5 protein-coding genes are annotated in these 14,010 nt (G+C 36.0%); all 5 read left to right on the forward strand.

All coding sequences use genetic code 11. From position 1 onward, the window contains the following. Position 1: 1 nt before the first annotated feature. Positions 2-2,683 (forward strand): PorP/SprF family type IX secretion system membrane protein, encoded by a 2,682-nt coding sequence (locus HM987_RS09020; protein WP_179007274.1) that lies wholly within the window; start codon positions 2-4, stop codon positions 2,681-2,683. A 68-nt stretch (positions 2,684-2,751) separates the two neighbouring features. Then, a complete protein-coding gene (locus HM987_RS09025; protein ID WP_179007277.1) occupies positions 2,752-10,965 on the forward strand; it encodes a T9SS type B sorting domain-containing protein in 8,214 nt (2,737 codons plus the stop codon). Between the two features lie 28 nt (positions 10,966-10,993). Continuing rightward, positions 10,994-11,977 carry a PorP/SprF family type IX secretion system membrane protein gene (locus HM987_RS09030; protein WP_179007280.1) on the forward strand — a complete coding sequence of 328 codons (984 nt, stop codon included), beginning with the start codon at positions 10,994-10,996 and terminating at the stop codon, positions 11,975-11,977. Between the two features lie 341 nt (positions 11,978-12,318). Continuing rightward, positions 12,319-12,609, forward strand: a complete 291-nt coding sequence (locus HM987_RS09035) for a hypothetical protein (protein WP_179007283.1) — start codon at positions 12,319-12,321, stop codon at positions 12,607-12,609. A gap of 11 nt (positions 12,610-12,620) precedes the next feature. Continuing rightward, on the forward strand, positions 12,621-13,451 hold the full coding sequence (locus HM987_RS09040; RefSeq protein ID WP_179007286.1) for an alpha/beta fold hydrolase: 831 nt from the start codon (positions 12,621-12,623) through the stop codon (positions 13,449-13,451). Positions 13,452-14,010 lie beyond the last annotated feature (559 nt).

A 14,010-nucleotide genomic window follows, 5' to 3' on the forward strand; every position in this document is an offset into this window, starting at 1 on the left:
TATGAAAAAATATCTTTTGATATTAATAATATGTAGCTGTTCTATACAGACGTTCCATTCTCAAGAAGATGATGGAGTGGTTTCGCTTGCAATTCCCACGAGGAATTCTTTGACATTTAATAGATATACTATAAACCCTACTTTCAGTTTTGTTAGGGAACAGACCAAGTTTATAAGTATTTATAATAAACGCGAATGGGTACAATTTGATAATGCGCCACTCACTTATCTCGCCAGTTTTTCGGGACGTTTTGGGGAAAATATTGGAGCAGGATTAGGATTGTTTCAACAGAATTATGGCGTACTAACCACCTTTGGTGGTATTTTGAATTTTGCCTACAATGCAAAATTAGGTCAGGATAGCAATCTTACTTTCGGTATTAATATAGGTGCTTATAAAAGTGGCGTAAACACAGGAAATGTAGTTACCAATTTTGATGATCCTTCATTACAGAATGTACCAGAGAATTTTCTAATGACCATTAATCCTGGTATTAATTACGGAACGGAGTTTTTAGATTTCGGTCTTTCATTTAACAATTTGGTCTTATATAATTTCGAAACTTCAGCAATGATTGAAGACAATCCGCAACAAAGTATTCAAGCACATGTTATGTACACAGGTTACATGAGTACAAGAGGCTTTTTTGACGAAAGTAAATTTACAGCTTTAGCACGATCCGATTTTCAGAAAGATGAAACCATCATCTCTGGTGTTGCTATGGTAACGGTGCCAAAAGGAATTTGGGCACAAGTTGGTTACAATACACTTTACGGTGCTTCTGGAGGTGTCGGAATTAATATTACAAAGCAAATTGCTATTGAATATAATTATGAAAGAGCCTTTGGTGACCTAAACAATTTTGGATCATCACATGAAATCACCTTGGCCTATAGATTCAAAAATGACAATTATTATGATTATAGTCGTGAAGATGAAGTAAGCAGTATTCTTTCTGGTGGAAACAAAAGACGTCGTGTTTCTAAGTCTTCAAAATCTAGAACAGCAAGTCGTAGAGCAACTAGTAGAACAACTAATGAAACAAAACTGGCAACCAATGTTTCAAATGCAAAAGCTGAAGCTGAAGCTAATGAACAAGCAAAATTAGTATCAGAACAAAAGGCGAAAGCTAAAGCTGAAGAACAAGCTAAAGAATTAGCAAAACAGCAAACCGCACAACAAGAAGCCGAAGCCGAAGCCCAGTTAATAGAAGAACAGAAAGCAAAAGAATTAGCTGAAGTACAGGCCGAGCTTGATAAAATTGAAGCAGATAAAAAGGCCGAAGCAAGAGCTGCAACAAGAGCAAGACTTGAAGAAGAGCAAAAAGCAAAACTATTAGCGGAGCAAAAAGCAAAAGCAGAAGCTGATGCCCAAGCAAAACTATTGGCAGCGCAAAAAGCTAAAGCGGAAGCTGATGCCCAAGCAAAACTATTAGCAGAGCAAAAGGCCAAAGCAGAAGCTGATGCCCAAGCAAAACTATTAGCAGAGCAAAAAGCTAAAGCAGAAGCTGATGCCCAAGCAAAACTATTGGCAGAGCAAAAAGCTAAAGCGGAAGCTGATGGCCAAGCAAAACTATTGGCAGAGCAAAAAGCTAAAGAGGAAGCTGATGCTCAAGCAAAACTATTAGCAGAGCAAAAAGCTAAAGAGGAAGCTGATGCTCAAGCAAAACTATTAGCAGAGCAAAAGGCCAAAGCAGAAACGGATGCTCAAGCAAAATTATTAGCAGAGCAAAAAGCCAAAGCAGAAGCCGATGCTCAAGCGAAACTATTAGCGGAGCAAAATGCAAAAGAAGATGTTATTTCTAATCCAACAGATGAGCTTGCCAAGTCTATGCAAAGTATAACAAAGATCACTGAGGCCTCTAAAGTTGTTCAAAATAAATTGTTCAAGCAGTTTAACGATATCGTTGATATAAAAGATCAAGACCTTAAAGACCTTAAAGAAGAAAATGATTTAAGTGACCAAGGAATTACAGTTCAACCGAAACCATTTAAAAGTGTTACAGCGGAAAATAATACGCTTAATGCCATTAAATCAGATCTAGAAAATGTCATCAAAACTCGAAGTGAAAAGATTGACGAATTAAATAGGCTTTATGAAGAAAGAACTGAAGTTGGTGAGTATGCTTTGGATGAAGTCAACTTGTTTTACAAAAAGGAAATAGAACGTTTAAAATCCGAACAATTAAAAGCAATTGAAGTCAAAGCCCAATTAGATAAAAAATTACAAGCTATTAAAGCAGCGACTGAGTTTGAAAAAAGAAGACGTATTAAGCGTGCTGCTTTTAATAATGAAGAAGATAGATATAGCCAAGATAGAGCAATGTTGCAAAACATAAAACAAACCACCAAATTAAGTGAAACACCATTAACAGAAGAAGATTTTGATTTTGGGGAAGCACTTGGTAATAACATTAAAATTTTAAAAAATATCGATAATGTTGAAAGTGGCTATTATCTCATCATAGCTGTGCATAGCGACACAAATAAAAGAAATGAATTTGTGACCAATGTAGTTGCCTCTGGTAGATCTAACGTCGATTTTTTCCATGATGTCAACACCAGTAAGTATTACATATTCTATGATAAATTTGAAAATATTGCAAATGCTAATGAAGCGTTAAAAACAAAAGGAGACAGACCATATAATGGGAAAATGTCTATTGTAAAAATCGAAAATTAATTAGAGTTAAGCCTCTCTTTACTTGCTTCTCTGCCCCGAGAAAAAAGTAAAGAATTAAAACCAACACCATGAAAAAACCTACTTTTTCTAGAATAGCGATAATTGCGCTTTTCCTTATTATGGGACAGCAACTATTTGCTCAAAATCTCGTGCCATTTTCTCCAAGGTACGACCAAGCGATTAAAGGAGACATTCTATTAATTGGAAACAGTAATGTGGGATTACACGTTTCCGATCCCTACAATGGAAATGCAACCAATGATGGCGTGAACGCTGCGGTTTATGTAGATATAGATGGTGATGGAAGTACATTTAACTCTAGTAGTGCTAGCTTAGAAGTACCAAGTGATAACGATTGTTATGTCATTGTCTACGCTGGTTTATATTGGAGTGCTGTGGTTGATGGTGATGAACCTATTTCGGATGTAAAATTCAAAGTGCCTGGTGAGGAATATGTTGATATTACGGGTACAGAGATTTATTATCAAAATGCCTCTAATAATAATCAGTCAAATACTTATGCTTATTATCACGATGTTACAGATATGCTTACGGCATTACCAGATCCAGAAGGAAGTTATTCTGTTGCTAACATTTCGACATTAGTGGGTCCAAAACCAAATTCTGAAGGACTTTCTGCTGGTTGGTCATTATTTGTAGTGTACGAAGATCCAACGCTACCTAGTAAATATATTACCTCTTTTGATGGATTTACAAAAATCACCAGTGTCATTAATGAAACGTTTCCAGTAAGTGGTTTTAATACCATCCCAACAGGTCCCGTACGTGCAAAGTTTGCATTTAGTACTATTGAAGGCGACAGAGGTTATACAGGCGACTATTTAGAGCTTAATGGAAGTACAATTAGTGTTACCAATAATGCAGGTACAACAATACGTCCAGGTAATAACTTTTTTAATAGTTCCGTTTCAGATATTAATCCTGTAACCAATACGTCTGAATTATTTACAAACAGAACGCCTAGCAGTTCCAATACCTTGGGTTTTGATGCTGGAATAATAAATATTCCTAATCCTGGCAATTCGCTTATTGCCAATAACGCTACCTCTGCTGATATCAGTTTAGGAAGTAATTTAGATATTTACTATTATTACTTTAGTGCATTTGCTATTGAGATAATTGCACCTAACATCGTATTGACAAAGATTGTTGAAGACGATATGGGCAATGATATTGGTGGACAACTAGTCGGTTTAGGATCGTCACTGAATTATGTGATCGGATTTCAAAATACAGGAAATGACGATGCTACAAATTTTACGATTAGGGACATCCTTCCTATAAATATCATTTATAATCATCCTACAGATCTAGTGCTACCAACAGGAGTTTCGGTGGTTAGTTATGATCCTACCACAAGAGAACTTGTTTTAAGTATTGATGATTCTCTTGTTGAAGAGAATGATCCTGTATATGAAATACGAATTGAAGTTCAAGTTGTTGATGATTGTGGTCAGTTGGAAGATGCCTGTTCTAACATTATAAATAACCAAGCTTTCGCAACCTATCAAGGTACTATAAATCCTGATTTCACCATTACGGATGATCCAAGTTTAAGTACCAATACAGGCTGTTTAATTTCACCACAGGCTACTAACTTTTTAGCGGATCTGGATTGTACTTTTGAATATAGCGAAATTCTTTGTGGAGAAAGCCTAGAATTAACAGCTGCCAATGGTTATGATTCCTATGCATGGTCCACTAGTCCTACAGGAACACCTGTAATCGGGACTTCACAAACGATAACCGTAACTGAAACAGGTACTTACTATTCTTATAATACGGCAATTGCACCTTGTCAATCTATTGTGCAGCAATTTAACGTCCAACTTTTTGGTGCCAACACCACAAATCCTGTAATTCCTTATGCAGATGAAGTAGTAATTTGTCCAAACGATGGAAAGGAATTACCAAATATATTTTTATGTGGCGCAGATGATACAAGACTCATACAAACCAACATATCAGATGCAACATCAGTTATATGGGAAGTACTTGATGAAACGAGTTGTGATGCCGTATCAGATCCCGATTGTGCTAATGAAGATGATTCATGTGTTTGGAATACCATTCCAAGCGAAGCAGGCTTCTTGGTAGATACAGCAGGACAATATCGTATTACTATCAATTATCCTGGAGGTTGTTTTAACCAGTTTTATTTCAATGTATATGAAAATGTATTAAATCCTACAGTCAATGCTACAGATATTATATGTGATTCGGATGGAAGTATCATTGTAAATAACGTGCCTTCAAACTATGAATTTAGTATCGACGGTACAAATTTTCAAGATTCTAATGTGTTTTCTATAAACACTGCTGGAACCTATACTATTTACGTAAGACAAGTTGGGGTTTCAACTAACCCATGTGTATTCACAGTTCCAGATGTTCAAATTAGAGATCGAGAATTTACTGGTACAACAACGATTACTCAACCGCTATGTCATGGAGATAAGGGAAGCATTCATTTATCGGCAAATGACGTCGATCCCCAATATACTTTTACAATTTCACAAGGTGCGACTACAGTAAATACTGTTGGACCTATTGTTGACAATAATTATACATTCCAAAATTTGAATCCTGGGTCTTATACTGCGACTATTGAATCTGAAAATGGGTGTATTTTTACAGAAGACATTACTATTGTTGAACCAGACTTATTAACAGCAACAGTAGCTTTAACAAGCCCTTTGAATTGTACGGATGGAGAGCTTACTGTTTATCCTGTCGGAGGAACACCGCCTTATTATTACTTTGTAAATGGCGCTACAGATTTCCAGTCTGTACCTCAGATTGTGGTGACTTCTGCTGGAGTTTATAACATTTTAGTTACTGATTCCAATAATTGTAGTACTGATGTATCCATTTCAGTTGATGCCATTTCCCAACCAGATTTCAATGTGAGTACCACAGATATTGAATGTGCTGATTCTGATAATTCGGGAGCTTTAACGATTAATGTGACCAATGCTAATGGAAATAGCCTTGCTTACAGTATTGATGGAGGCGCTACATTTGTGAATTCAAACGTATTTACAAGCTTAAGTGTTGGGAATTATGATGTCGTAGTGCAATATACGTCTGGTACTGATGTTTGTGAAACCAGTCCACAGACGATTGCCATTAATTCGGCAACTGCCATTACAGGAACTGCAGATTTAACGGCACCTTTCACTTGTATATCAGACGGAACTATAACTGTGACAGGAGTTACAGGTGGAAATGCGCCTTATGAGTATAGTATTGATGGCGTTAATTTTCAAACGAGTAATATATTTGATGATTTAACACAAGGCACATACACTATAATTGTAAAAGATGCTAGTGGCTGTTCGTCAGCAATGAATCAAATTACTGTTGAAGCTTTAGATCCTCCAACGGATTTAATGTTTGATAATTCGCCAGTAACTTGTCCATCAAATGCAGCTACAGTTTCAATAACAGGAACAACTGGAGGAATGGGAATTTTAGAATATCAAATTACAGCTCCTGCTTCAGCTGCTACCTCATATCAAACTTCAACTGATTTTTCGGGCTTAGAACCAGGAACTTATACGTTTCAAGTTAGAGATGAAAATGATTGTGTGTACAGTGAATCTTACACTATTGACCCAATTCCTACACCAACCTTAACTGTTGTTTTAACCGAAGATTTGGATTGTACCGCAACACCTGATGCGGTGATTACAGGAACGATTACTGGTCCTGCACCTTACACCTATTCGGTTTCTATTAATGGTGGGACTTACGCCTCTTTAGGAGCTACAGGAACGCCATTTACATATACAACAGGATCTGCAGGTACGTATCAGTTTCAAATTACGGACGCTAACGGTTGTACTGCGGAATCTTCAGAACTGACGGTTAATCCATTATCATTACCAGCCTTAAGTTTAGTAGCACAAACACAACCTATTTTGTGTAATGGAGATACCAATGGCGCCATAGATGTTACTATTGATACTTCTGTCGGAACGCCTCCTTTTGTAATTAACGTAAACAATGATACCACAGGAACAGATTTTGGAACACAAACGTCTAGTCTACCAGCAGGAACCTATACAATAACCGTTACAGATTCAAAAATGTGTACGGCAACTGAAACAGTTACGATTGACCAACCAGATGCTATCTCAATAGATTATGACGCTATCGATATTACTTGTGGTGCAGGTGGAATTTCGCAAGGTTCTGTAATTATAAATTCAGTATCTGGCGGAACAGCTCCATATAATTATTTTGTAAATGGAACTAATGGGTATTCAAACTCTGAACTTAATAATACAGGGTCGACCTCAGTAAGTTTTGATGTTGTTGATTTTGGATTGTATCAAATCAATGTCGTTGATGCCAATGGTTGTTCTATTTTGGTTCAAGATGTATTGGTCGCTTCGCCTCCAACAGATTTAGATATCGATGTCACAGCAACGGTTGATTGTTCCACGGGAGGAACTGTTGAAGTAAGTATCGGTTCATCCTTAGCTAGTGCCGGCCCATTCTTCTTTGCTATTTATGAAGGCCCATCAACAGTATATCCTACTGGAAATTGGATAGCTGAAGATTCTGCTGGAAGTCAATCCGCAACATTTACAGGCTTAATACCTGGAGTTCTCTATACTTTTATTGTATATGACCAATCTACAAATTGTAGTTATTACGAACCTTCAACTGTGCCGATTCCAACAAATTCAACATTAACCGCAACAGCCGTTAGTGCCAATAATATTACCTGTACTGGAAGTGCAGACGGCAACGTTTCATTTACAGTAAATAGTGTATACGGAAGCGCCGTAAATCTTAATTATGAAATATTTGATGCTTTGAGCTTAAACTCAACTGGAGTTTCGGGAACAGGATCTGTTCCTTCAAATGGTTCAATTAATGTTACTGATTTGGGACCATTACCATTTGGTAATTATTTTGTATCCATCAGTGAAACTTCTGGCCCAAATGCTGGCTGTGGTGTGGTTACCGTTCCTTTTAATATTACGGAATCTGCATTTCTATTGGAATTGGCGGTTTCAATTGACAACAACGCGAATTGTGATTCTAATTCAGGAGTTATTAGTGCGGTAGCTTCAAACGGAACACCGCCTTATCAATACCAAATAACAACCTCTGCTGCTACTCCACTGCCTTCAGATGCTGCTTGGAATGCTTCAAGTACATTTAATCTGGATGCTGGCAGTTATTATGTTCATGTCATCGATGCTTATAATTGTATCGTAACGAGTCCTGTTCAAGTATTGGATATGGATGCCACTCCTGCTATTTCTGCTAGTCTTAACAATCAATGTACCGTTGGAGAAGGTGACTATGAAATTGACGTCACATTAGACACTGCAGGAATTCCGCCTTATAGTGTGAGTATAAATGGTGGAGCGTTTCAAACACGAACCTTCCCATTTACACTTTCAAATTTATTTTCAGGAACACATACTGTAGCGATTCAGGATGTTAATGGTTGTGGAAACACAGTATCAGTTGATATTGTTGCACCAATCGCCATTACTCCAGAAGTAACCGCACAGCCATCCTGTAATAATGATGATGGAGAAATTACAGTTATTAGTTCTGGTGGATCTGGTGCTTTCACATATACTATTTCACCAAATCCCGCTTCAATTAGTTTAGCAGGAAGTGTCTTTTCAGGTGTGCCATCAGGAAGTTATACTATTACTATTACGGATACGGTAACTTCTTGTTCAGAAGAAGTATCAATCGTTGTGTCAGAAGCCATAATTCCTACGTTTTCATTAACACCAAATGAGATCACTTGTTTTGGTGATAACTCTGGATCATTTGAACTAGATGTTGCCAACTATTCTGGTGCTTATACTTATGAACTTTTTGATGACTTAGGAGCTTCAGTAACGGGAGTTGTAAATGCAAACACGTCTACAAATCCTGAAATCGTATCAGGAATGGAAGCTGGAACATTTTCAGTAGTCATTACAGAAACAGATATTCCATTCTGTTCAGCAACATCCAATGTCGTTATTGTATCGCCATTAGAGGCCATGACACTTGGTGTTTCTGAAACTTCGAATGTAACTTGTAATGATAACGTAGGTACAATTACTGCAGTCGCTACAGGTGGTTGGGGTGATTACGAATATGAATTAACAGGAGCTGCCACTGTTGCCTACTCTTCTAACGGTTCATTTACAGCGTTATCTGCTGGAACTTACACCGTAAATGTTAGAGATGCTGGAGGTTGTATCGTTTCTGAAACGATTACGTTAGATACTCCAACACCAATAACGGCGACATTTACGCCGAGTACGACTGTTTTATCTTGTTTTGGAGATCAAGATGCTAGTATAACAATTACCAATGTTACTGGAGGTCAAGGTACAAACTATACCTATACTTTAAATACGGTTTTACCAACGCCAAGTGTTTCTGGTCCACAAACTTCTAATGTATTTGAAAACTTAGGGCCTGGAACTTATTTTGTAAGAATTACTGATGGCTACGATTGTGAATTTTCATCTGTAAATATTGTAATTTCGGAACCAGATCCAATTGAAGCTAGTTTAGTAAGAACAACAACTCAAACTTGTTTAACTGAATCTACGTTAACACTTAGTGCTACTGGTGGAACTGGCACATATTCATATAGTGCTAATGCTTCTTTTGCGCCAATATTAGGTACGTTTGCAACTTCCACTACATTTTCAGTTCCTGATGGAATTTATTCTTATTATGTTCAAGACGCTAATGGTTGTGTCACTAATGTTTCAAACGAAATATCAGTTGACCCATTACCAACTTTAGAAGTGACTTTAGAATCTATAAATCCAACTATTAATTGTGCTGGAGACAATAACGGCTCGATTTTAGCAACAGCAATTGGAGGGTTAGGAAACTATACCTACACACTTCAAGATAATTTAGGTAACCCTGTTACTGCGACTCAAAATAGTCCTGGATATTTCACGGACCTATTTGCTGGAGACTATGTGGTGTATGTAGAAAGTGGCGATTGTGATGCGACTTCTGCTCCAATTAGTATAACAGAACCAGATGCGCCAATTGATGCTTCAATTATTATAAACAACGTAAGTTGTGCCGGAAATAATAATGGATCTGTTGAAATTACGGCAACTGGAGGAACAGGAATTATTAAATATGCTATTTCGCCTCAACTGAATCAATTTTTCAGTACTAATGTTTTTGAAAACTTAGAGCCAGGAAATTATGAAATCATTGTACAAGATGAATTGGGTTGTTTCTTAACATTCAATTTCGATATATCTGAACCAAATCCCGTCATATTAAGTATTGTGGGCGATTCATTTTTCCCAGAAGTTTGTACAGGAAATACTGACGGAGAATTTAGTATTGAGATTACTGGTGGCACATTGCCGTATAGCGTAAGTTTAGATGATTATGACGGCCCTTACACTACTGGCAATGCCACGCAAAGTGAATTTGATTTTACAAATTTAGTTGGTGGAGACCATATTGTATTTGTTAGGGATGCTGAAGGATGTGAATCGGAATGGAACATTACATTCCCAGAATCCGTGAGTATTCTTCCAGAAATCATTATTGAGAATATTTGTGAAAACAATACCCAAGGAAATGCAGTAACCGTTACGGTTGATGCATCCATCGATGATCTAACACAACTTGATTATTCACTGAATGGTGGAACCTATCAAGAAAGTAACATTTTCTACAATATACCTGTTGGGACGAATCATTATATAGAAGTAAGACACACTAATGGCTGTATTCAATCTACAGAATTCTTTGATATTGAAGCTTCCGACGCTGTAACTTTAACCTTAACCGAAGGCGAGCTAAATGAATTTATTGCTAATGCCTCTGGTGGTGAAGGTAGTTATCAATTTACCATGAACGGTGAAGACTATGGCGATGAAAATTCATATATCATTACCGAATCTGGAATGTACGAAGTTACCGTAACTGACAGCAGTGGTTGTTTTGCAACGGCTCAAATAGAATTGGAGTTTGAAGATATCTGTATCCCAAATTGGTTCACGCCAAATGGAGATGGACAGTATGATACTTGGGCACCAGGTTGTACGGAAAACTATCCCGATCTAACCTTCGATATTTTTGATCGCTACGGACGAAAAGTGGCGACCTATCATGTTGGTGAAGTCTGGGACGGAAAATATAACGGAAGGGAATTACCAATGGGAGATTATTGGTTTGTTGTTCAAACTAATGATGCTTCACATGACAAAGAATTTGTTGGACATTTTACACTTTATAGATAATAGCAAAGCAAAATAAAGAGATAACATTATGAAAAAATTCACACTATACATTCTTTTTTTAGTCTTTGCAAATGGCTATGGACAAGAATTGAACCTACCTGTATTCACGCAATATTTAGCGGATAACGATTTTGTTATCTCACCAACGTATGCAGGTATTGGCGATAATTTGAAAGTAAGAATCAACGGATTAACACAATGGGTTGGGATCAAAAATGCACCGGATAATCAATCGCTTTATGCCGATTTTAGAATAGGCAACCGATCTGGAGTCGGTATTTCTGCTTACAACGATAGAAATGGAAATACGCGCCAAAAAGGGGTTAAGTTCTCTTTTGCACATCATTTGACTTTAGATTATAAATCGAAGCAGTATTTATCTTTCGGATTATCTTATAATATTAATAATTTTAGAGTCGCTATTGAAGATTTTAATACCACTTACGAAATTCCGATATTAGATCCTGCCATTACAGATGATAGAGGTGTTTCCAATAATAATTTTGATGCCGGATTTTTATACCGATGGAAGTCATTTTATTTCAGTTTGAATGCCAATAACATTATGAAAAAAGATCTTAATGATTATGAAGGCGCAGAGCCCATTGAACTTTTAAATTATCAGCTGTATTCAGGGTTTGTTATAAAAAGCAAACAAAACAAAGATGTTGAATTTGAACCGTCTGTGTTTTTTCAATTGTTTGATAGCGACAAGCGTTCTAGTACAGATGTTAATTTTAAATACCGAAAGTTTAACCGAAAAGGCGATTATTACTTTGTAGGCGCTTCCTACCGTTTTCTTAACGATCAGTTTTTTAAGCCCTTAAATATTGGACCAATGGGTGGAATTACATTCAATAAGTTCTTTTTTGCTTATTCCTATCAACTCACCATAAATGATTTATCTGGTTACAATTCTGGTACACACATGGTCACTATTGGTTTAGATTTCTTACAAGGTATTAGTAATTGTGCATGTACTAAAGGAACTAGTCAGAGTTATTATCGATAGACATTTGTTTTACATAAGAAATTTTTGAATTAGAATGTTCTGACAGGAAGTATTACCTTTAAGGGTAGAAACCATTTATTTTTAGTTTTCTTGAAACTAGAATTTGTATTGCCTTCCTTTTATACAGCTTGCTTAAATTATTGTTTAATGCCATGAGTTCTTCTGGCACAAAATTATACACTATATAAATTACCCCTAAATCATTTCAATTAAATAATTATGGTATTTAGGTCTCCTTTCTATTTACGGTCTTTAAATATTAAACCAGCAAACATTATAATCATTTCAGCTAATTAAGTCTTTCATCTATGTTTAATTTTAAGAAACTTAAAAATTGAACTATGGATAAGAATGAAAATAAAAACGAGAGCTATAACGCTGATATTACAAAAGAAGATTTAGAAAAATTGGGAGAGCGCAATGTTGACCAACGTAATGATCATAAGGGCGCTGACATACAATTAGAGAACAGAGAAAAACCAGTGGACTTTACTGGAAAAAATCTTGATGTTCCTGGTAGAACAATTCCAAGTAAGCGTACCTCGAAAATAAAGGATGAAGAAAATCAACTTTTTAGTCAAGGTAGTGGTCATAATGACCACTTGGAAGATGCAGAAAATCACGAACAATAAAAATTTATCCTATGCCATTTATAACAAACGAAACAGAAACACAAAATATAGATTTATTTTTTGAAGATTACGGACACGGACAGCCGGTAATATTAATTCACGGTTGGCCACTAAGCCATAAGTCTTGGGAACATCAAACTTGGGCTATAGTAGAAGCTGGTTATAGATGTATTGCCTATGATCGTCGTGGCTTTGGAAATTCATCTGCACCATTTAGGGACTACGACTACTCTACTTTAGCTTCAGACTTAAATGCTATTATTAAGCAATTGGAATTAGAAAATGTTGTTCTTATTGGTTTTTCAATGGGAGGCGGAGAAGTTGTACGTTATTGTACGGATTTTGGCACCGATAATATTGCCAAGGTAGCACTTATAAGTTCTATTATCCCTTTAGTTGCGAAAAAGGAAGATAATCCAGATGGTGTCCCTCAAAAAGATTTAGAAGATATATTGGATGCACTGCAAACCGACCGTGTTGGCTTTTTAAAGGATTTTCATAAAAACTTCTATAACTATAATGAGCATGATAAAACGGTAAGTGAAGCACAATTACATTATGACTGGAGCATTGCTTCTCATGCATCGCCAATTGCGACAATACAATCTGCCAAGGCTTGGGCAGAAACGGATTTCAGACCAGAACTTAAAAATGTTAATGTTTCTACGCTTATTGTTCATGGTGACTCTGACAATATAGTACCTAAAGCAACAGCAGGAGATCAAGCCGCTAAAGGAATTGCTAATAATACATATAAGGTCATAAAAAATGGTCCTCATGGATTGAACATTACGCATAACGATGAACTAAATTCTATTCTTTTGGATTTCTTAAAATCGTAATTAACTCTAATAAAGTGAATAAAAGTGATGGTCATCCATCACTTTTTTTATTTAAACAACACTTACTTTAAGAAAAATCATCTTTGAAAAATTGAAGATTAAGATCGAATACCCAACACAATGTTAGATTTCTAACTTTAAGTAAAATAAATGTATAGTACAATTTAAGATTTTACTAAAGCGTCATATTTTGCATCAGATTCTGGTTAGATTAAGTTTCTTATCAAATTCCTTTTATTAAAACATTAGACTAAATAATAGTACGAAATCTAATTTAATAAAACTAAAACCACTACGGGAAGTAATCAAATCTAAAAAACTATTAACTAGTTTATTACAATATATAAAAACTTATTTTTTCGAATTTTAGAAATCTTATTTTCTAATCATGTCATAAAATTTCAAGTTAAGCGAATTTCATCCATTTTCAAATAGGACATGATCTGCTAAAAGTATAAAAATGAATTTCATCAAATCACCCTTGGTTTTATTATAATTTTGTGGGACTGATTTGAAGTTTGTGCCTCTAAAAGTAGACAATCAGAAGACTGTTTCAAAA

This window comes from Winogradskyella forsetii (genome assembly GCF_013394595.1).
In the GTDB taxonomy this organism is placed as follows: domain Bacteria; phylum Bacteroidota; class Bacteroidia; order Flavobacteriales; family Flavobacteriaceae; genus Winogradskyella; species Winogradskyella forsetii.